The sequence below is a fragment of the Hymenobacter arizonensis genome, assembly GCF_900115775.1.
In the GTDB taxonomy this organism is placed as follows: Bacteria; Bacteroidota; Bacteroidia; order Cytophagales; family Hymenobacteraceae; genus Hymenobacter; species Hymenobacter arizonensis.
In genome coordinates, this window is the sequence record NZ_FOXS01000001.1 from 1,525,127 (window position 1) to 1,547,124 (window position 21,998).

The 21,998-nt window shown below is 60.7% G+C and carries 16 protein-coding genes; 15 read left to right on the forward strand and 1 reads right to left on the reverse strand.

The features are described 5' to 3' along the window. The first annotated feature begins 66 nt into the window (after positions 1-66). The 14 genes from BMZ66_RS26240 (at position 67) to BMZ66_RS06410 (ending at position 16,134) form a co-directional block, all read left to right on the forward strand. Positions 67-2,355 carry an OmpA family protein gene (locus tag BMZ66_RS26240; RefSeq protein WP_092670099.1) on the forward strand — a complete coding sequence of 763 codons (2,289 nt, stop codon included), beginning with the start codon at positions 67-69 and terminating at the stop codon, positions 2,353-2,355. A 190-nt stretch (positions 2,356-2,545) separates the two neighbouring features. Next, the gene (locus BMZ66_RS06350; protein ID WP_092670101.1) at positions 2,546-2,857 is read left to right on the forward strand and encodes a hypothetical protein; all 312 of its coding nucleotides are present in this window, start codon (positions 2,546-2,548) and stop codon (positions 2,855-2,857) included. A gap of 221 nt (positions 2,858-3,078) precedes the next feature. Then, positions 3,079-3,729, forward strand: coding sequence for a response regulator (locus BMZ66_RS06355; protein ID WP_092670103.1), 651 nt, complete (start codon positions 3,079-3,081; stop codon positions 3,727-3,729). Positions 3,730-3,752: 23 nt separating this feature from the next. Further along, positions 3,753-6,086: a PAS domain S-box protein gene (locus BMZ66_RS06360; protein ID WP_092670105.1), complete on the forward strand. Its 2,334-nt coding sequence runs from the start codon at positions 3,753-3,755 to the stop codon at positions 6,084-6,086. Positions 6,087-6,541: 455 nt separating this feature from the next. Next, positions 6,542-7,618, forward strand: a complete 1,077-nt coding sequence (locus tag BMZ66_RS06365) for a hypothetical protein (protein ID WP_092670107.1) — start codon at positions 6,542-6,544, stop codon at positions 7,616-7,618. Positions 7,619-7,723: 105 nt separating this feature from the next. Then, positions 7,724-8,530, forward strand: a complete 807-nt coding sequence (locus tag BMZ66_RS06370; protein ID WP_092670109.1) for a cytidylyltransferase domain-containing protein — start codon at positions 7,724-7,726, stop codon at positions 8,528-8,530. Positions 8,531-8,690: 160 nt separating this feature from the next. Then, positions 8,691-9,548, forward strand: a complete 858-nt coding sequence (locus tag BMZ66_RS06375; protein ID WP_092670313.1) for a transketolase — start codon at positions 8,691-8,693, stop codon at positions 9,546-9,548. Between the two features lie 134 nt (positions 9,549-9,682). Beyond that, positions 9,683-10,636 carry a transketolase family protein gene (locus BMZ66_RS06380; RefSeq protein ID WP_092670111.1) on the forward strand — a complete coding sequence of 318 codons (954 nt, stop codon included), beginning with the start codon at positions 9,683-9,685 and terminating at the stop codon, positions 10,634-10,636. Positions 10,637-10,758: 122 nt separating this feature from the next. Continuing rightward, positions 10,759-12,093 carry an aminotransferase class III-fold pyridoxal phosphate-dependent enzyme gene (locus BMZ66_RS06385; protein WP_092670315.1) on the forward strand — a complete coding sequence of 445 codons (1,335 nt, stop codon included), beginning with the start codon at positions 10,759-10,761 and terminating at the stop codon, positions 12,091-12,093. Positions 12,094-12,290: 197 nt separating this feature from the next. Next, a complete protein-coding gene (locus tag BMZ66_RS06390; protein ID WP_092670113.1) occupies positions 12,291-13,097 on the forward strand; it encodes an SDR family oxidoreductase in 807 nt (268 codons plus the stop codon). Between the two features lie 116 nt (positions 13,098-13,213). Continuing rightward, positions 13,214-13,771 carry a KdsC family phosphatase gene (locus BMZ66_RS06395; protein WP_092670115.1) on the forward strand — a complete coding sequence of 186 codons (558 nt, stop codon included), beginning with the start codon at positions 13,214-13,216 and terminating at the stop codon, positions 13,769-13,771. A 63-nt stretch (positions 13,772-13,834) separates the two neighbouring features. Continuing rightward, the gene (locus tag BMZ66_RS06400; RefSeq protein WP_092670117.1) at positions 13,835-14,725 is read left to right on the forward strand and encodes an N-acetylneuraminate synthase family protein; all 891 of its coding nucleotides are present in this window, start codon (positions 13,835-13,837) and stop codon (positions 14,723-14,725) included. 94 nt (positions 14,726-14,819) lie between these two features. After that, positions 14,820-15,737 (forward strand): sterol desaturase family protein, encoded by a 918-nt coding sequence (locus BMZ66_RS06405; protein ID WP_092670119.1) that lies wholly within the window; start codon positions 14,820-14,822, stop codon positions 15,735-15,737. A 31-nt stretch (positions 15,738-15,768) separates the two neighbouring features. Then, positions 15,769-16,134, forward strand: coding sequence for a DMT family transporter (locus BMZ66_RS06410; protein WP_092670121.1), 366 nt, complete (start codon positions 15,769-15,771; stop codon positions 16,132-16,134). Between the two features lie 83 nt (positions 16,135-16,217). On the opposite strand, the gene BMZ66_RS06415 is transcribed toward BMZ66_RS06410, so the two are convergent. Beyond that, positions 16,218-20,117: a T9SS type A sorting domain-containing protein gene (locus tag BMZ66_RS06415; RefSeq protein WP_177204612.1), complete on the reverse strand. Its 3,900-nt coding sequence runs from the start codon at positions 20,115-20,117 to the stop codon at positions 16,218-16,220. 1,300 nt (positions 20,118-21,417) lie between these two features. Between BMZ66_RS06415 and BMZ66_RS06420 the strand changes: the two genes are divergently transcribed. Next, positions 21,418-21,960: a 2'-5' RNA ligase family protein gene (locus tag BMZ66_RS06420; RefSeq protein ID WP_092670125.1), complete on the forward strand. Its 543-nt coding sequence runs from the start codon at positions 21,418-21,420 to the stop codon at positions 21,958-21,960. Positions 21,961-21,998 lie beyond the last annotated feature (38 nt).

A 21,998-nucleotide genomic window follows, 5' to 3' on the forward strand; every position in this document is an offset into this window, starting at 1 on the left:
ACCGTCGACGGCAGCGGCAACCCACTTCCCGGGTTTGCGGCCGTTGGCATCCAACTGGTTCCACTTATGAATAATGGTTTAGTCGATACGGTGAAAGCCTGGTTTACCAGCAGCCTCGTTGCCGAGCTAGGCACCTTGGTGGGCGAGCCCGAGCCCAGCACTCTCGCCGCGCTGAACAAAGCAACTCCCCTGCTGCTCAAAGGCTTATTAACCCAGCTAGAGTATGGTCTCACGCCAGCGGCGCTCTACAACCTGGTGGTGCAACCCGCCGACTCGGCGGCCCAGAACCCCGCAGCTGGCTCCGCTGAAAAAGCCCCCGATGTCGAGCCTGGGGCCAACCCCTTAGTTGAGTTGCTGGGCCCTACTTACAGCAGCATCGTCAGCCAGATAGCCGCGCAAATTGGAATTCAGCCCAGCGCCAGCCGGACATTCGTGCACATGGCAGCCAAAACCATTTTGCGGGAAATGGAGAAGACAGCCGTTGAAAACGAGTTTTCTCCGCTTGAGCTCGCCAACTGGCTGCGTCGGCAGAAGGACATAATCGGCTCGGCCGTGCTGAAGGATGCCATTCAAACTGCCCTTCGCCCCCAGCCCGGCCCGGCCCCTATGCCAGCAGCCGCTACGCAGACCAATACCGCTAAGCCAGCCCCACCGCCGCCAACCGAAGCAAAGCCAGCGCCTGTTGCGAAGCCCAGCCCCGAGCTTGCTGTACCGCCCAAACCTACGCCAGCGCCTTCAGCACCTGCTGCCCCGCTTGCCGATGCGCGGCCCCAGCCTGCGGTGGCCCCTACGCCCGCGCAGCCCGAGGCAAGGCCTCCCGCGCCCGCGGCGGTGCCAACTCCAACAGCAAAGCCGGTAGCCGCATCGCAGCCCGAGGTGACTACTGAGCCACTGATAGTGCCAGCGCCGGTGGCTTCCCCGGCCTCGCTACCTGACCCGACACCGCCGGCCAAGCCTATAGCAGTGGCTAAGGAAGAGACGGTGCCCGCGCCCATAGTAGTGGCTGCTCCGCTGCCCGCGCCACCTGCGCCCGTGCCAGCAGCGGTTGTGCCAGAGCCACCGGCTTCGCCCCCGCCAGCACCACCTGCTCCAGTCGTTACTGCGCCACCAACTGTGAAGCCTGCGCAGCCAGCGATGCCGGCCCCAACATCATCGGCCAATCAATTCACCCGGCCTGCTCCCGTGCTGCTGGGCGATACGTACCCTGCCACAGCTGAAGCTAAGCCAGAGCCGGCACCGATGGCAAAGCCCGTTGCCGCGCCATTAGCGCAACCAGACTCGCCGCCTAAAGCGCCGCCAGTGGAGGCGAAGGAAGCAGTGCCACTGACCCCAAAGCCTGTGGCACCAGTTGTCGCGCCAGCGTCGCCGGCCAAGGCCCCTGCGCCGCCAGTAGCTGCTAGGCCTCCGGAGGTGCCAGCGCCCGCAGCGCCGACGGTGACGGCTGCACCCACTCCGCCCGCCAAGCCCATGCCTGCGGCTCAAACCCCGCCCCCGGCTAAGCCTGCGTTGCCACCGTCGCCCGTCAGTTCCGCTCCCGTTGGTGCTGCTCCGGCTTCATCGCCTCGGCCGGCGCGGGCGGCAAAGTTGTCCTCGGCGCCGGGCTGGGAGCTGCTGCGGCAAAACTGGCGCTGGGGCTTGCTTCTGCTGCTGGCCATGGGCGCAGGGTATTTTTTGGCCCGCAGCTTTATTGGGCAAACACAAACCGCTGACAACCCATTGGCGGCAGACCAAGCCCCGGGCCCTGACAATGCCACCGGCCCCAATACTCCAAACAAGGCGACGGCCCCGGCGGGCAAACTGACGGCCCGGGGGGCAAGCCGTACATCGGCATTGGCATCTGCTGCTGGCAGCTACGATGCCTCGCGCGACGTATTTATTTACAACACGGGCCCCGAAACCGTTATCACACTGCCCGATGGCACTCGCTTGTTGGCAGGGGCTAACTCGACGGAGAGACGGCTCTACCGGCTGCTGGGGTCGGCCTCTTTACTCGATACCATCGGCCCCAGCAGGCGCTGGATTGTGTTGGACCGCATTGGCTTCGAGCCCGGCACGGCCACGCTCCTGCCCGAGTCGGCGGAGCAACTCGGCAATCTGGCCCGCTTGCTCAAAGCCTTCCCGCGCGCCCAACTCCTCATTGGGAGCTACACCGACAGCACCGGGCGCATGGTGTTCAACTACCAAATCAGCGCCGAACGGGCACGCGCCACCATGCAGGCCCTGACCCGCATGGGCGTGCCCGCTGCCCGCTTGCAAACGCGGGGCTATGGCCCCCAGAGCTTCCTGGTGCCCAACACCACGCCTACCAACCGCGCCCTGAACCGGCGAACCAGCATTCGGGTGCTAAACAAGTAGGTTGGCCTACGGCGTTTGCGTTGGCCTTGCGGCGACTTATGCGCAGCCAATATCAGTAAACGTCTCATTCACAACCCGTATTTGGTGGGATAAACTGCGCGAAAACCCAATGGAACTTTGTAACAGTTCCACTGTGGAACTCCCCGGCCGGGTCCTGAGTCGGGGCAGAATCTATGGTTTTTGGTTTCCGATGAACACAAACCCGGACTTCGCCATGCCACATGGCGCCTTGGGCGACATTGCCTTCACTACCTACCTCTACTACCGCGAGGCCCGCCACCTGGCAGCTACCCCGGCTGACTTTGCGGCGTGGCTGGCCACCTTGTCGGCCGCGCGCCGTGCCCACGCCGAGTCGCGCGGGTTGGCCTCGGCCCGCGCAATTCCCGATTTCAAGCGGTTTCTGCTGGAGGGGCGTGGCTTCTCCCTGACCGAGTTTTTGGCGGCTCGCCTTTCGCCTTCGGTGTTGGCCTTCTGGCAGGCCCTGCCCGACGAGGACGAGTAAGCCAAACCCGGCCCAGCTTTATTGAACTAGCTCGAAGCCAGCATACGTAGGCTTGGCGCGTGAAATACTTAACTAGAATTGTTCATTACTGATTTCCCATTGGTTAAGTACTGATATCAACCCAAATAAGAGGGTTAAGCCCGCGTACTTAACGTTTAAAGAAGAATTCGGCGCTCTTCTTGAGACAGTGCTGGTTTCTGCTACTCTTAATCTGTACCGCCATGATTCGTATCTTTTTAGTCGATGACCATCCCATTGTGCGGGACGGCATTCGGTCGTTATTGGAACGGGAAGCGGCCGTGCAGGTAGTGGGTACGGCCGGCAATGGCCAGGAGCTGCTCGACCAGCTGCCCGACACCCCAACCGACCTGGTGCTCATCGACGTCAACATGCCCGTTATGGACGGCTACGAGACCACGCTGCGCCTGCGCGAGGAGTACCCGGAGGTGCGGATACTGGCCTTGTCCATGCTCATCGAGGAGCTCTACATTGGCCGCATGCTGGACGCGGGCGCCAGCGGCTACCTGCTCAAAAGCACCGGCAAAGACGAAATCATTCACGCCATCCGCATGGTGATGGACGGCAAACTGTTTCTGTGCTCCGAGATTGGCTTGGGCATGCTGCGCAAGGTGCTGGACTGGAACGCCAACGTCACCCCGGCCAGCGCGGTGCGCAGCCAGCTGCTGTCGAAGCGCGAGATGGAAGTGCTGCAATTGATTGCCGAAGGCCTGACCAACGCCGAAATCGCCGACCAGCTGTTTACCAGCAAGCGCACCGTGGAAACCCACCGCCAGAACATTCTGGAGAAGACGCAGGCCAAGAATACGGCCGCCTTGGTCAAAATCGCGCTAGCCGATGGCTTGATTAAGTAACGGGCCTTTGCTCTTCGCTTGCCATGCCCAACCCATCAGCCCCCAGCACCCCGGCCCCGCCCGGCACCTTCGCCGAAGAGCAACGACTAATTGAGGCGCTGCAGCTGCACCAGCTAGAGCTGGAAATGCAGAACGAGCAGCTGGCCGCCACCCATCTGGCGGCCGAAGCGGCGCGGGCCCAGGCCGAAGCGGCGCGGGCCCAGGCCGAAGCGGCGCGGGCCCAGTTTGCCGCCCTCTACGACTTTGCCCCAGCGGCCCTGTTCACCGTTGGGACCGATGGCACCATTGCCCAGCTCAACGAACGCGCCGGCCGCTTGCTGGGCACCACGGCCGGGCAGCTGAGCGGCCGGCGCCTGTTGCTGTTTGTGAGCCCCGAGAGCCGCGACGCCTTCCTGGAGTTCTTCGGCACGGTGCTGAGCACCCGGCAGCGCCATGCCGCCGAGTTTGTGTTGCAAACGGCCGCCGGCTCCCGCTTGGTGGCGCACGTGGATGGCGTGGTGGGCACCAACCTGGCCGGCGCCCCCGCCGTGCAGCTGGCCGTGATGGACATAACGCCTCTGAGCGAGGAAGTAGAGCGCCGGCAGCGCAGCGACGACCGCCTGAACCTGGCCCTGGCCGCTTCCGGCACCGGGGTGTGGGTGTGGGCCTTTGCCACCAACGCCCTGGAGTGGGACGCCCAGGCCCAGGCCTGCTTCGGGCGGCCCCATGACCCCAGCCCCACGTCGTTTGCCGTGCTGCAGGATGCCGTGCACCCCACCGACGTCGTGCTCATGCAGCAGGCCCTGCAGGCCACCATTCGCCACGGCCTGCCGCTCGACATTGAGCACCGCGTGCTCTGGCCCGACGGCTCGGTGCACTACCTGGCCGCGCACGCCAAGGTGCAGTACGATGCCCAGGGCCGGCCCGAGTGCCTGGTTGGGCTAGTGCGGGACGTGACCGAGCGCTGCCTGGCCGAAGAAGCCCTGCGCTACCGCAACCGCCAGTTTCAGGAGTTTCTGCAGAACCTGCCCGTGGTGTTTATGCGCCTCTCGGCCGCGGGCGAGTGCCTGGAGCTGACCGGGGCCGGCCTGCACCGCCTCTCCCTGCCCGACAACTCCCTGCAGGGCCGCACCGTGTACGAGGCCTTTCCGGCGCTCACCGAGCCCATGCAGCGCATGCTGAGCGGCCAGCCCGTCAGCTTTCTGGGCAGCACCGATACGCCGCAGCAGCGCGTGCATTTTCAGAACCACGGCTTCTTTGACGAGCACAGCCAGCAGGGCGTCCTGTTTTCTATCGACGTCACCGAATCTGAGCAAGCGAAGGCCCAGCTGTGCGAGGAGCAAAAGTTTACCAAAAGCCTGCTCGACCACCACGTAGACTGCGTGGCGGCCTTCGACCATGCCGGCCGCCTCACCGCCTGGAACCGGGCCATGCAAGCCCTCACCGGCCGCCCCGAAGCCGAGGCGCTGGGCCAGGATGTGTTTGCCTGCCTGCCGTTTAGTCGCGACTCGCCGCCCGGCCACATTGTAGAGCACCTGCTGGACGCGGGCACTCGCCGGCCCCGCTTCCAGCAAGCTTTTTCCCTCGATGGCCCCCCGCGCGATTTTGAGCTGACGGCTATTCCGCTGCCCAACCCCAAGGCCGCCGACAAGTCCGGCGGCCTGCTCCTGCTGCGCGACGTGACGGAGCGCAACCGCCTGCACGCCACTGCGGCCTCGTTTAAAGCCCAGCAGCAGGCCGAAACCTTCCGCATGATACTCATGGCCCAGGAAGTGGAGCGCAAGCGCATTGCCGAAGCCCTGCACAACGGCGTGGGGCAGCTGCTCTACGCCACCAAGCTGCACCTGGAGAAACACGGCAGCGCGCCCACTGCCGCCACCACTACCGAGGCGCTGGAGCTGCTGGAAACCGCCATCAAAGCCACGCGCACGGTCTCGTTTGAGCTCACCCCGGGCATTCTTGAAGATTTTGGCTTGGCCGTGGCCCTGCAAAAGCTGGCCAAAAGCGTGGCGCCCGCCAAGCTGCTCCTCAGCCTCTACCTCACCGGCCTGGAGCGCCCCCTGCCGCAGGTGCTCACGGTGGCCATCTACCGCATGGTGCAGGAGCTGCTGAACAACGTGATAAAGCACTCCCGCGCCGAGGAAGCCACCCTGCACGTGGCCTACGAAGACAACCACGTGCACATCAGCATGGAGGACGACGGTGGCGGCTTCAACGTAGCCACCGCGGTAGGCAGCGCCCAGGGCATTGGCTTGGCCGGCCTCTACAACCGTGCGGCGCTTCTGGGCGGGCACTTCGAGCTGGTGTCTCGCCCCGGCCGCGGCACCATTGCTTCCCTCAGCCTCCCCGTAATTCAGCCGGAGCAAAATCCGACCTGAACGCCGTCCCAAAATTGCCCTAGGCTAAAGTATAATGCCGAGTGAAACGTTGTGGCTGGGTACGCGCGCGCTTGGCTTTGGGGCCAGGCCAGCGGCGGCATCCTAGGCCGGCTTCTGCCCTGCTTCCCAAACCTTGGCTTTCTCCTTAGCAATGAGCATTAATTGATAAAATCTATTTGTTTATTGATACGGCCGGCTAAGGGTGTGAGAACCTTCTCAATTGCTTAATGCAGGCGCTTTGCCCTGGCCAGGGCCGTTTGCTTACTTCGCCGGCTGTTCAGTACCTTGCCCATACGCTTTGGTTTCCGCCTCAGCCGCAACCCTGCTACCAGCAAGACCATTGGCTTGCGCTGCGTGCTTGGTGGCGAGCTGCTGGCTGCTAGCAAAGCCGTGTTGGCCGGCCTGATAACCAGTGGCTGCCAACTCCATTGTCTGCCCGCTTCTCTCTTTTCTGCATGTCTCGAAAAAAGGTTCTCTTTCTCATTGGTTCGCCCAACCAAACCACGCAGATGCACCAGATTGCACAGCTGCTGGAAGACGAATTTGACCCTTACTTCAGCCAGCTCTATTACGACGGCTGGCAGCGCCCCTTCTATGAGTTTCTGCTAAAAACCGGCGGGCTCGACAAAACCATTGTCACCGGCGCCATCAAGGCCAAGGCCGATAAATACCTGGCCGAGCACGGCCTCAACAACGATTTTGAGGCCCGGCAATTCGGCAACACCTACGACCTGGTGGTGTGCTGCTCCGACGTGATAGTGCCCTGGCCGCTGGTGCGCCGCACCAAAACCATCTTCGTGCAGGAAGGCATGACCGACCCGCTCAACTGGTGGGCCCGCCTCGTCCGCAAGCTCAACTGGATGCCCATTCTAGCCATTGGCACGGCGCTCAATGGCCTGGCCAACTGCTGCGACATCTACTGCGTGGCCTCGGAAGGGTACAAAGAGCATTTTGCCTACGTGGGCGTCGACCGCGACAAGCTCATCGTAACGGGCATCCCCAACTTCGACAACGTGGAGCAGCTGCGCCACAACGACTTTCCGCACCACGGCTACGTGATGGTGGCCACCTCCGACCTGCGCGAAACCTTCACCCCCGAAAACCGCCCCAAGTTTATTCGGGAGTGCGTGCGCATTGCGGCCGGCCGGCCCCTGCTCTTCAAGCTGCACCCCAATGAGAAAATGGACCGCGCCGTGGCCGAAATCAGAGCCAACGCCCCGGCTGACACCATGATTTATACCGAAGGCAACACCGACCACATGATTGCCAATTGCTCGGAGCTAATTACGCAGTACTCCACCGTGGTGTACGTGGGCCTGGGCCTGGGCAAGCCGGTGCACTCCTACTTCGATGTCGAAGACCTAAAGCGCAAGCAGCCCTGGCAGAATGGCGGTACCTCAGCCCGGCGCATCGCCGCCATTTGCCGCAGCTTTAGCCGCTTTGGAGGCAGTGGCCCCGCCTTCCTGCGCCAGTATCAGCCCGAGGCCTTCGCCACTTCTACGGAAGCCGACAGTTCGTTTGCAGTGCAATGAACTGGATATCCCAACGAAGCTTTGTGCCGAACAAGGTTGTTTAAACTTCCTAATACCAATCGTATACCTCCTAGTACTAAACTGGAAATCAGAATTCTCTAAATCATGCACTTACCAAGTATCCTGACTGTTGTGCAGGCCCGCATGGGTTCATCCCGCCTGCCGGGAAAGATACTGCTGCCCCTGGCCGGCCAGCCCCTACTGGTGCGCATGGTAGAGCGAGTACAGCGCGCCCATCTGGCTGGCACTGTGGTGGTAGCCACAACCACCGACGCTGCTGATGATGCCGTAGCCGAGTGCTGCGCCGCTCACGGCCTGGAATGCTTCCGCGGCGATGCCCTCGACTTGCTCGACCGCCACTACCAAGCCGCCCGCCACTACGGCGCCGATGTGGTGCTGAAAATCCCATCCGACTGCCCGCTCATCGACCCGGCTATTATTGACGAAGTAGTGGGCTACTACCTGCACTTCGCCGACCGCTACGACTTCGTGAGCAACCTGCACCCCGCCACTTTCCCCGATGGCAACGACGTAGAAGTAATGCCCTTTACGGCTCTGGAAACTGCCTGGCGCGAAGCCCGCCGCCCGCTGGAGCGTGAGCACACCACGCCCTTTTTCTGGGAAAACTCCGACCGCTTCCGCCTCGGCAACGTGGCCTGGGACACCGGCCAGGACTACTCCATGAGCCACCGCTGGACCATTGACTACCCCGAAGACTATGACTTCATCAATGCCGTTTACGAGGCGCTCTACGCGAGCAACCCAGCGTTCGGCCTCGACGACATTCTGACACTACTCAACAAGCGGCCCGACATTGCGCAGCTCAATGCCCGCTATGCCGGAGTAAACTGGTACCGTAACCACCTCGACGAATTGAAAACCGTCGACCCTTCTCAAACTCGTAAAATTTAGTTGTCATCTTGAATGTCATGCAGAGCGCAGCGAAGCATCTCGCTTGGGGTAGCTAATTACTTAAGCACGCGAGATGCTTCGCTGCGCTCTGCATGACATTCAAGATGATTTACTTAATCAACTAAACAGCTTGAACTGGCAACTGACCATTCCCCAACCTATGAAACTAGAGCAAAAAGAGCACCTCCAACAACTGGCCCTGCGCGTGCGCGAGCACATTGTGCGCCTCAGCACCGATGGCGGTTGCTTCACGGGCGCCTCCCTCTCCTGCGCCGACCTGCTGGTATACCTCTACGCCGACTGCCTGAACGTGCGCCCCGACAACCTCACCGACCCCACGCGCGATTACCTGTTTCTCTCGAAGGGGCACGACGTGCCGGCCCTCTACGGCACCTTCGTGGAACTGGGCTTCCTCGATAAGGACCGGCTGAACCAGCACCTGAGCACCGACGACCACATTTACTGGCACCCCAACCGCAACGTGCCCGGCGTGGAGTTTCACTCCGGCTCCCTGGGCCACCTGCCCAGCGTGGCCCTGGGCGTGGCCATGGACTGCCGCATGCGCGGTCAGGACAACAAGGTCATCGTCATTACCGGCGACGGCGAATTGAACGAAGGCACGGTGTGGGAGTCGCTACTCGTAGCCAGCGCCCATAAAGTCAACAACCTCACGCTGGTAGTCGACCGCAACCACTTCCAGGCCAACGTAGCTACCGAAGACCTGATTCCGCTCGAGCCCCTGGCACCCAAGTTCGAAGCCTTCGGCTGCGAAGTCCGCCGCATCGACGGCCACGATTTCGAGCAGTTGGAAGCTGCTTTCTCGGCCCTGCCCTTCTCCGACACCAAGCCCTCCGTCATCATTTGCGACACGGTGCGCGGCCGCGGCCTCCCCAGCATCGAGGCCCGCGCCGACCGCTGGTTCTGCAATTTCTCTAGCGAGGAAGTGGAAGAGCTACTGCGCGAGCTGCACAGCCAGGAAGCCACCACGCTGACCAGCGAAACGCTCACGGTACGCTGACCTATTCCCATTTGTCATCCTGAGCTTGCGAAGGACCTTATTACGCCAGCACGCCTCGCAGTATTCATAGCTGATGCGAACGTGATAAGGTCCTTCGCAAGCTCAGGATGACAGAAGTTTTAACGCTACACTCTATGACCTACGAAGAACTCATCAAAGAAACCGCCCTCGCCGATGAGCGACTGGTGGTGATGACGGCCGAAAACCGCGCCCTCATCCGCAACCTGCCCGCCGTGCTGGGCCCGCGCTTCATCGACACCGGCATTACTGAGCAAACCCTCATTGGCGCCGCGGCCGGGCTGGCCCTGCGCGGCCGCGTGCCGGTGGTGCACGCCTTGGCCACCTTCCTCACGCTGCGGGCCTTCGAATTCATCCGCACCGACGTGGGCATTGGCCAGCTGCCCGTGAAGCTGAGCGGCTTCGTGCCCGGCTTCCTATCTGATGGCAACGGCCCCACCCACCAGGCCATTGAGGACGTAAGCTTGATGCGCGGCATCCCCGGCATGACGGTATTTGCCCCAGCCGACGAAGCCGACATGCTCGCCATGCTGCCCGCCATCTGGGCCTCGCCCGCTCCGGCTTACGTGCGCATCAACACCCGCCCCGCCACCTACGAGCACGCCCCGTTCGAAATGGGCAAGGCCGAAATCGTGGCCGAAGGCACCGACGTAACCATTCTCACCTACGGCATGCTCTTCGAGCAAACCCTAGTAGCCCGCGAGCTGCTGCAGGCCCAGGGCAAATCCGTGGGTCTCATCAACCTACGCAGTCTCAAGCCGATAGACGAAGCAGCGCTGCTTGAGGTAGTGCGCCGCGGCTCGCTCATCGTGACAGTGGAAGACCATTTCATCACCGGCGGGCTGTATTCTATTCTGGCTGAGGTGCTGCTGCGCAACCAGCTCACAACTCGGGTGCTGCCCCTGGCCCTGGAAGAGCGGTGGTACCGCCCCGGCCGCCTGAGCGCCGTGCTGGAGCACGAAGGCTTTACCGGTCAGCACATTGCCCGCCGCGTTGCCGAAGCGCTGGGCGAGTCGGGCGCTACTATTTCAGCCGGACCCGCCGTGCTGGAAAATCAATTTGCCGAGTAACAAAATCGTCTGTCATGTTGACGAAGCAAGCATCTTATCACGGCTGCTTTCGTCAGAATTACTAACACATGCTGCGCGAAGGTGATAAGGTCCTTCGCTGCGCTCAGGATGACAAAATAGCCATGCCCAACACCGTTTCCTTCAACGAGAATTATCCCGACATCACGAAGTCGGATGAGCTGTATGCCCGCGCGCAAAAAATCATGACGCCCGTGACGCAAACGCTCGCCAAAGGCCCCGGCCAGTACACTAAAGGCGTGTCGCCGAAGTACGTGAAGCGCGGCTCAGGCGCCCACATCTGGGACGTAGACGGCAATAAGTACATCGACTACCAGATGGGCATCGGCCCCATCTCGCTGGGCTATGCTTACCCGCGCGTCGATGATGCCATCCGGGCCCAGCTGCAGGACGGCATCACTTTCTCGATGATGCACGAGCTGGAAGTGCAGCTCTCGGAGCTTATTCACGAAATCATTCCCAATGCTGAAAGCATCCGCATCAGCAAGACCGGTGCCGATGTGTGCTCGGCGGCAGTACGGGTGGCCCGCGCCTTCACCGGGCGCGGCAAGGTGCTGTGCTGCGGCTACCACGGCTGGCACGACTGGTACATCGGCACCACTAGCCGCGACAAAGGCATTCCGAAGGAAATAAAGGAGCTGACTGCTGCCTTCGAGTACAACAACCTCGACTCGCTGAAAGCCCTGCTGGACGAGGATGTGGCCTGCGTCATTCTGGAGCCCTTCATCTTCGACGCGCCCAAAGACAACTTCCTGCACGAGGTAGCCGCCCTGTGCAAGGCCAACGGTACGCTGCTCATCTTCGATGAGATGTGGACCGGCTTCCGCATCGCCGTGGGTGGCGCGCAGGAGTACTTCGGCATCACGCCCGACCTGGCCGTGTACTCCAAAGCCTTCGCCAACGGCATGCCCATTGCCCTGCTCACTGGCCGCCGCGACGTGATGGAGCTCTTTGAGCAAGACGTTTTCTTCTTCACCACCTTCGGAGGCGAAGCCCTGAGCATGGCCGCCGCCATGGCCACCATCGCCGAAATGCGCGAGCAGAACGTGCCCGCCCGCCTCGCCGAGCAAGGCAAAAAGCTCAAGGACGGCTACAACGAAATCGCCGCCGAGTTGGGCCTGACCCAGTACACCAAGTGCTACGGCTACGACTGCCGCACGATAGTAACCTTCGATGCTTCGGCCGGCAACCCCATGGAGATTAAGGCCTTCATGCAGCAGGAGCTGTTCAAGCGCGGCATTATGTGGGGCGGCTTCCACAACATGTGCTTCTCGCACTCCGATGCCGACGTGGCCCACACTCTCGATGCTTATCGCGACGTGCTGCCGTTGCTGAAAGAGGCCATTGAAGCCGGTGACGTGGCCAGCCGCCTGCTGGGCGAACCTGTGGAAGCGGTGTTCCGCAAGGTGACGAATGCGGCGCCGGTGAAGGCGAAGTAGGTCGTTCTGACGGGCGCCTCACCCCCTAGCCCCCTCTCCGAAAAGGAGAGGGGGGACTAGCTTCTAGTTTTAGCATTTTCATAAACGAGTCGCTGTTCTCACTACTTCTAGACTATAAACAACTAGAAGTCTAGTTCCCCCCCTCCTTTTCGGAGAGGGGGCTAGGGGGTGAGGCGCCCGTTTGAACGTCCCCATACATGGACCTTTTCTCCCTAACCAACAAAACCGCCATCGTCACCGGCGCCTGCGGGCTCATTGGCCGCCAGCACTGCGCCGCCCTCGCCGCGGCTGGCGCCAACGTCGTAGTAGCCGACCTCAACGCCGAAGCCTGTGCCGCAGTAGCAAGCGAGCTACCTGGCGGCCCGCACTTGCCGCTTTCCGTGAATGTGATTAGCAAAGAATCACTCACAGCAGCGCGCGACCAGATTCTGGCGCAGTTCGGCCACATCGATGTGCTGGTCAATAATGCTGCCATCAACGACATGTTCGAGAACCCTGCGCTGGCGGCCGACTTATCTAAGTTCGAGAACTTCCCGCTCGATACCTGGCAGAAATCCCTTGAGGTGAACGTGACGGGGGTTTTCCTGGCGGCGCAGGTGCTGGGCACGCCCATGGCCGAGCAGGGCCACGGCAGCATCATCAACGTGGCCAGCACCTACGGCATCGTGGGACCCGACCAAAGCATCTACATCAACGCTCAGGGCGAGCAGACCTTCTACAAGTCACCCTCCTACCCCGCCACGAAGGGCGCCGTTATCAGCTTCACGCGCTATTTGGCGGCGTATTGGGGCAAGCGCGGCGTGCGGGTAAACACGCTGTCGCCGGGCGGCGTGGAAAATAATCAGGATAATTTTTTTGTTCAACAGTACAGCGCCAAGACGCCGCTGGGTCGCATGGCCGCAGCAACGGATTATCAAGGGGCTGTGGTATTTCTAGCTTCCGATGCTTCCGCTTATATGACCGGGGCCAACTTGGTCGTTGATGGGGGGTGGACAGCCATCTGATTTCGGTTGAATAAAGGGACAATCTATTTCGTAACTATTTCATAAACTTACATCTAGAGTCCTCTATAAGCTAAACAGTCACTTTTGCTGTTTATTCAACTCTCACCCTGCTACCTATGGAAACTGCCCTCATTCAAGCCAAGGCCCGCCACATCAAGCTGGTGCTCACCGATTCGGACGGCGTCCTGACCGACAACGGGGTGTATTACTCCGCCCACGGCGAGGAAATGAAACAGTTTTCCATTCGCGACGGCATGGGCGTGGAGCGCTTGCGCAACCAGGGCATCGCCACGGGCATCATTACCGGCGAAACTTCGCCCTCAGTGGTGAAGCGCGCCCACAAGCTGCGCATCACCGAGCTGCACCTGGGCGTGAAAGACAAGGCCGCCTGCCTGCAGGAAATTCTTACCCGCTTACAACTTACTCCGGCTGAAGTCGCTTTCATTGGCGACGACACCAACGACGTGGAAATTATGAGCCTGGTGGGGCTGGCGGCTTGCCCGGCCGATGCCACCGACTTTGCCCGCCACGTGGCCCACTACCACTGCACTACTCCCGGCGGCCACGGCTGTTTCCGGGAGCTGGCCGAACTCATCATCGCCAGCAAGAGCCCCGACAACGCGGGGCGCCAACGAGTTTTTATCGAGCGCCAACTGCTCCGCAGCCAGTACTAGCCGCCCCGGCCAGTACTCCTTTCCCTCAACCCACCCACCCCGAACGCCTTAACCCTACGCATTATGAATGCTGTCGAAATCGGAAAGAACCGCTTCATCGGAGCCGGTCACCCCGCCTACATCATCGCCGAAATCGGCATCAACCACAACGGGTCGCTGGACCTGGCCAAGCAGCTCATTGCCGAGGCCGTGCGCGCCGGCTGCGATGCCGTGAAGTTTCAGAAGCGTACCCCCGAGCTGTGCGTGCCCAAAGACCAGTGGGAAAAGGAGCGCGACACCCCCTGGGGCCGCATGACCTACATCGACTACAAGCGCCGCACCGAGTTCGGCATCGAAGAATACACCGCCATCGACGACTATTGCCGGGCCTTGGGCGTGGACTGGTTTGCCTCCTGCTGGGACGAGCCCTCCGTCGATTTCATGGAGCAGTTTAAGCCCGTGCTCTACAAAATGGCCTCCGCTTCCCTCACCGACCGGCCCCTGCTCGACCGCGTGCGCGCCACCGGCCGGCCGCTTATGCTCAGCACCGGCATGTCGACGCTGAACGAAATCAACCAGGCCGTGGAATGGGTCGGACATCAGGACCTGATGATTGCCCACTCCACTTCCTCCTACCCCTGCCCGCCCCAGGAGCTGAACCTGCGCATGGTGCCCGCCCTGCAAGCCATGTTCCCCACCACGCCCATTGGCTACTCGGGCCACGAAACCGGCTTGGCCACCACCGTGGCGGCAGTAGCCCTGGGTGCCTGCTTTGTGGAGCGCCACTTCACCCTGGACCGCGCCATGTGGGGCTCCGACCATGCCGCTTCGGTGGAGCCCGGTGGCATGGCCAAGCTCGTGCGCGACATCCGCGACGTGGAAGCCGGCTTCGGCGACGGCATCAAGAAGGTGTACGACAGCGAACTGGAGCCGCGCCGCCGGCTCCGGCGCGAGCAGTCGTCGGTGGGTGCCTAGGGCCCCGGCCGATAAAATTGCAGCTTCTGAAAAACAAAACGCGGCTGAGGGCGTCTGAAACAAGGAATGTTTTGGCAACTAGCTGGCTGAGGATATGAAACAAGTCGAAATCGTCACCACGGCCATCCTGCTAAGCTGGGTGGTCGTGGTCATTATGCTGGAGCGGCGCTTTCCCTACCGCAAGGGACTGCCGTTTTTCCGCGAGGGCTTCTGGACCGATTTGGTGCTCTACACCCTCGTGCAAAGCTTCTTCCTGAAGATTATCATCTTCGACTACATCATCCTGCCCCTCGACCAGCACTTTTCGTTTTCGAAGCTGAACTTCGTCACCGGCTGGCCGGTGTGGGTGCAGGTGCTGTTTTTCCTGATTACCCACGACTTCTACATCTACTGGTTTCACCGCTGGCAGCACCACAGCCCCGTGCTGTGGCGCACCCACGAGGCGCACCACTCCGGCAAGCAGGTCGACTGGCTGGCGGGCTCCCGCTCCCACGCCGTCGAAATCCTCATCAACCAAACCATAGAGTTTGCGCCCATCATTTTGCTGGGGGCCGACCCGGTGGTGGTGCCCATCAAGGCGCTGATTGATGCGGTGTGGGGCATCTGGATTCACTCGAACGTCGACGTGAAATCCGGGCGGCTGCAGTATTTCTTCAACGGCCCCGAGATGCACCTCTGGCACCACGCCGACCACCAGGAAGTATACCACGCCAATTTCTCGACTAAGTTCGCGTTCTGGGACTGGATGTTTGGCACCGCTTACCTGCCCGGCCACAAGCCGGATAAGTGGGGCCTCTACTACGCCTTTCCCAAGGACTATTTCATGCAGCACGTGTTTTCGGTGAAGCGCTTCGATGACCGGGAGCTGCAGCGGCGCTATCCATTTTACCGGCGCTACCAGCTGTTTTTGCCGGTGCTGGGGCGCCGTCTGCGCACCCTGGCCAAGCGACGCGGCCCCGGCAGCACACCAGTCGTGACCACCGACACCAATCCCTCAAGAGTTTCGGCCTAAGCCGCTCTTTCCTTTTCTAGTACGCGTACTTATGCATTGGTTTTACTTATTCGTGGCTTCGCTGTTGGAGGTCTGCTGGACCTATAGTTTGAAAGCCCTGAATATGCAGAAAATCAAGGAAGTGGATTGGGTAAACTCGCTATCGGAGCCTTCCACCCTCGCGCCCATTATTCCCCTGCTGGCCTACATCGCCTTCGGGCTCGGCAATGTCATTTTCCTCTCGATGGCCATGCGCCAGATTCCCACGGCCACGGCCTATGCTGCGTGGATGGCACTGGCGGTAGTCGGCCTGATGGTAGTTGACTCCCTCGTGCTGAAGCAGCCGTTTACGCTTCAACACTTGTTCTTTACCAGCCTCATCATCATTGGGGTAATGGGGTTGCGACGTCTGTCGTAAGCTTCAGGTAACTGGCCCAAAGTATTCACACAAAAAGACCGGCAGCTTGGCAGCTGCCGGTCTTTTTGTTCACCCTGGCTTGGCTATTTCTTCAGCACCAAGCGCTGCGTCTGAATCGACTTGTCGGTAATCAGACGAACCATGTACACACCTTCGGCCAAATCGCGGCCTTCAATCTGGAAGCGGTAGGCCGTTCCAGCCTCGGCCACGCCGGTGGCCACTTTGCTCACCACACGGCCGCTCATATCCAGCACTTGCAGGTTGTAGCGCTCTGATTTGCCGAGCGTGAACTCTACCGAAGCCTGATACGAGAAGGGGTTCGGGTAGATGCCCATGGCTCTTTCAGCTGCGCTGCCATCGCCCAAGGTCAGGCTGGCCGTGGTGGCCGAGGTACCGCCCATGGGGCAGCCCGCGTTGTTGTAGGAATCCAGCGTGCTAGCCAGCGAGCCAGCAGTGGCATTCATATAAGCAGCGTTTACATCGACGATGAGTTTCGCAGTGTTGCCTTCGTACATCGGGTTGTAGTTCACATCGTTGCTGCAGATGTTCAGCAGCGCTGCTACCGATTGCCGGGCCAGGTTCTCGATGCCGCCACCGCCCAGGTTGAGGGCCTCCAGTAGGTTGAGGCTCCGAACTTGGCTGGGGGCGCTGGTGAACACCGAGCCGTAGAGCGTAGTGGTGCTATAAGTATTGCACCAGCGGTCGGTGTGGTTTTTCCAGTAACCCAGCGTGCACCCTTGGATGGGGCAAATGGGCGCGGGATTCACGGTTATTGGCGTGCCGGGCGACATGCAAGCAGGGCCAGGGCCGGCAGTGCTGAGCCGCGTCAGGCTGTAGATGCCGGGCTCTACACTGGTGAAAATACCCGTGGTGTTGCTAACTGCGGCCCGTACCGGGTTGGTGCCGGTGAGGTAGTACGCAAAGCCTCCTACTGGCGAAGTCACGTTCACGGTACCCGTTGCCACCGTGCAGGTTGGCTGCACCACCGTGCCTGCTGGAGCAGTTGGCGTGATGGGCTGTGGCTGGATTTGGATGTTTGCGGGGAGGGAAGTGCAAGCCCCCAGGGTTGCAGTAAGCGAGTACTGCGAGCCGCCGGGCAAATTCGGGAATATGCCCGTGGTGTTTGATACCGGTGCCCGCGCAGGCAAGGTGCCAGTCAGGGTGTAAGTGTAGCCGGCTACGGGGTTGTTAACGGACAGCGAGCCAGTTGCCACCGTGCAGGTTGGCTGCGTGATAGTGAACTGCGGAGTAGCAGGCGTAACCGGCTGCGGATTCACAGTGAGTATAGTGGGCGGCGAGGTGCAGCGAGCGGCATTGGTAGCCGTCAGGCGGTAATCGCCAGGGGCCAGGTTGGCGAAGCTGAAGGGTGCCGCGGCGGCAGTGCGCGTAGTGGTAGCGGGGCTGGGGCCGGTCAGCGTGTAGGTGTAGCCGGCAATGGGCGCCGTAACGCTAATCGTGCCGGTGGCTACGGCGCAAGTGGGCTGCGCCACCGTGCCCATTGGAGGCATAACATTGCACACCGGGGGCTGGCCAGTGAAGCGGCAGTTGTCGAAGAGTTCGTTGATGGCGCTCACTGCAGCGTTGATATCGCTGTGGCTGGGCAGGCCACTGGCACCGCTCAGAGCTTGGTTAGCAAGGTTCAGCAGGTTGGCCACGGTGGCACCTCCAGTAGCGTTGAGGTAAGTGATAACCGACTGCGGTATGGTGCGCGTGACTACGTCGGTGAGGATGGGCTGGGCATCGTTGCCGCAGGAGGTAGCCCCATAGGTAACCATTGTTGGGGTCAACTGCACCCCGCCCAGGTTGGCGTCGAGGCGGGTGTTCAGGCTCAGGGTCAGGGTCTGGCCAATGAGCACGTTGTTGAAGCGGTCGGTTCTGCTGTCGAGTACCGATGTCAGGTTGCCGGTGCAGCCGTTCTGGTTGCCTAAGCTGCTGGGGAAGGCGCTGGCCGTTCCGCCAGCAGGCAGGTGGGCGATGATGCAGTCGGCCTGGTTGCTCAGGAAGGTGATGGTACGGGAGCCAAAACCAATGGTGAGCGAGCCCTGAGCCAGGAGTGAGTTAACCAAGTCGGTACGGCGGGGACCGCCGCAGAACCGGCCGTTGGCATTGCCGTAACCGCCCTGCGTAAGGGTGCAGAACTTGCCAAAGCAGTCACTGGGCGTGCCATTAACGGTTACGGAAGTACCGCCCGATGTGCAGCTGCCGAGGGTAGCGGTGAGGTTATACACACCACTGGCCACCCCGCTGAAGATACCAGTAGTGCTGGTAATGGATGCCCGCACAGGAGCGGTGCCGGTGAGGGTATACGTGTAGGTGTTGTTGGGGCTAGTTACGTTGATGGTCCCTGTTGGGGTAACGCACGTGGGCTGCACAACGGTAGCAGTAGGCGCGCCGGGGGTCGCCAGCTCGGGGCTCACCACTACGCTGCGTGCGCCGGATACACAGCCGGCTGCGGTGGTAGCCGTCAGGCTGTAAGTGCCGGGGGCCAGATTAGCGAAGCTATAGGGGGCTGCGCTAGCGGTGCGGGCGGTAGTAGCCGGGCTCGGTCCAGTCAGGGTATACGTGTAGCCGGCAATGGGCTCACTGACGCTAATAGTGCCGGTGGCTACCGTGCATGTAGGCTGCACCACCGTGGCTACAGGCACGGCAGGAGTGCCGGGCTGCGGGTTCACCACAATTGGGCTGGGCGCGCTGGCCGAGCAGGCTCCTACCGTAGCTGTCAGGGTATAAGACCCGGGAGCCACGTTGCTAAACACGCCGTTTACAGCCGTTAGAGTGGGGCCGCCGCTGGTCAGCGTGTAGGTCACCCCGCTCACGGGCGAAGTCACCGTCACAGTGCCACTGCCCGACAGGCAGGTTGGTTGCACTACGGTTGCGGCTGGAGTGGCTGGAGTTACGGGTTGCGGGTTCACCACCACGCTAACCGGTCCGGCTACACAGCCGGCAGCATTGCTGGCCGTCAGGCTGTAGGTGCCGGGGGCCAGATTGGCGAAGCTATAAGGGTTCGTGCTAGCAGTGCGGACGGTAGTAGCCGGGCTCGGCCCAGTCAGGGTGTAGGTTACTCCGGAAGCCGGAGAGGTAATGTTTACTGTGCCGGTGGCCACTGAGCACGTAGGCTGCACCACCGTAGCTGCTGGCGTGGCAGGAGTGCCGGGCTGCGGGTTCACCACAATGGGGCTGGGCGCACTAGTAGAACAGATCCCAAGGGTAGCCGTCAGGGTATAGGAACCCGGAGCCACATTGCTGAACACGCCGCTAACCGCCGTCAGGGTCGTGCCGCCGCTGGTCAGCGTGTAGACCACCCCGCTCACGGGCGAAGTCACGTTCACGGTGCCGCTGCCCGAAACGCAGGTGGGCTGCACCACGGTAGCTGCCGGTACGCCGGGCGAGGGCAATTTGCCCTGGATAGTGAAGGATGTAGGGCCCGAGATGCAGCCGTCGGTGCTCCGAGCCCTAAGCGTATGCGGCCCGGCGCTTAGGTTGGCATAGCCGCCCGCAGGGTAACCAGCATACGCCCCACCGTCGAGGCTAAACTCCAGGCCCGCAGTGCTTGAGGTGATGGTGGCCACCGAACCCGCGGTGCAGGTAGCCGCACTCACGCTCACAGTAGGAGCAGCGGGCGTGGGCAGAGGCGTCAGGACAATAGGCCCGGCAGTGTAAGTGCAGCGCGTTGGGCTCGAGGCATCCCGAACGATTACGCTGTAACTACCGGCCGAAAGACCACTGAAAGTGGCGTTGTTCTGATAAGACGAGCCTCCGTTGATGCTGTACTCATAAGGACCAGTACCGCCACTGGCACTAACCGTGATGCTGCCTCCCGTGCAAGTTGGAGCAGCGCTCAACGAAGCGGTCAGCGGGGTTTTAATTAAAATAGAAGGAGCGGTTCCGCATTTGGGGGCAATTTTAGATGGGTCGAGTGGGCATTGCCGGGCTGCACCATCGGAGGCGTCAGTCCAGGCCAGGTAGAGGTCAGTTAGGGTCAAGGTTTGGCCACATACATAGGTAATGGGTTGAAGGGTACCTCCGGTGGGGGTGCCCGACGTAAAAGATGTAATTGTGTTGGCGGGCACAGGACCTACGCAACCCGTAATGCTTTCAGTAGTGGTTACACCCGCGCTTGTTGTTCGGGTTATGGTACCAAAAAAGGCAAAAGAGGTTCGTATTGAGCCCGTTTTGTTGTTAATGGCTATGGTCAGCGGCGCCGTGATTGGGGTACCGGGTGCACAGGTGGGGCACCCTGGCCCCGCCACAGACGCCGATTCTACCACCAGGTCCTTGGAAGTACAGCGGTCGGCCGGTGGCAGATTGAATGTACTTGTCTGTGCTAGTGCTGAACCAGAGAATGATAATACCGTGAACACAAATAGCAGAAAGTGCAGCCAGCTCGTGGCCACTTTAATCCCTCTGGAGGCAATACTGGCCCTCAGGGGCAGCGCGGAAGTATATGTCCTGACTGGGACCGGGCAACATCCGCTTTGCGAAAGATTAGGTGTGAGGCGTGTAATTCTCATGATTACATAAGTGAAAGTGAAAAGGGTAAAAAATTGAATTGGGGATAAACCCTGCCAGACAGCAGTTGGCCTGGGGTGCACACACAGTGCCCCGGCGCTCACAGCGCTAAAATCGCAGGGCAAAAAAGCCCTGTTTCATAGCTGACAGCTATGAAAAGCCCATACATGGTGATGTTATTTGGGGTCTACCTGCGCTGGCCCTGAAGCATTTTCGGGCGCAAGCATTAAGACGCACTCTGCAATCGACACTAAGCTTCGCCCGACTTATTCGGGTCATTTGTCAGTGCTTTTGTCCGTTACTCCGCCCATAGTCTTGGTCGGCACGCGAGGTCATGAACCATAGCTGAACTGTTGCACACAGAAGACTATAGTTTTTCTTTAGAGTACCCTAAGTTAACAACACTAATTACCTAAATCAACATTTTTCCAATAATTATTTTAATTATTTTACTTGTTATGTCTATAATTTATGGTTTAATAACCATTATCTACCTGATACTAATGATTTATGCTTCGTTCTTTGATGAGTCTGCAATTGTCAGAGCAATCCCTCCCTCTCTCCTCGTTACTTTGAAATCCTGGCCGTGAGGTTTCGTGACTTTGCGCGACAACATACCTGCTCGAAGTCTGCTTTATGCTGACTAGCAAGCTATGTGCTACCAACTATCCTGCTCCTAAGTCATGGAATTTGCTATTCAGCAAAGCAAAGTCAATAGGCCGCCGGTGGCTTAAGTCTTCTCGTAAGAAGCCTTGTCCATCATAGTTACCAGTAATGAAGACGCTCTACCTGGTTGCGCTCCTCCCACTCGAGCCCGTGTTTTCCGAAACCTGGGCGCTAAAGCAGGAGGTGCATCGCCTTACCGGCAGCCGCAATGCTGTGCGCCTGCCGCCCCATATCACCCTAGTGCCCCCGCTGCGGGCCGACGACGACTTTGAAGCCCGCTGCACAGCCTCGCTTGCTGCTTTCGCCGCAACACAGCCGTCCTTCCGGGTCGGGCTCAGCAATTTTGCCTGGTTCGGCAATCGCACGCTTTTCGTACATGTGAGTGAGCCCGCCTCTGCAAAGCAATTCCACGCGGCCCTCATGGAGTGGTGCCGCACCCAGCTGCCCGACGTCAAGCCTGAAAGCCGACCATTTACGCCCCACCTTACCCTGGCCACCCGCGACCTGCCCCCCGCCCAGGTTCCGGAACTGCGCCAGCTCTTTGCCGCTCGCACCTACGAGGCCACCTTCGAGGTGCGCACCTTCACGCTCTTTCGCCACAACGGGCAGCAGTGGGAATCCCGCGCCACCTTCGAGCTGGCAGGCGGGTAAAGCTACTGGCCGCGGTGCAGCAAGAGCACTGCGGCGCC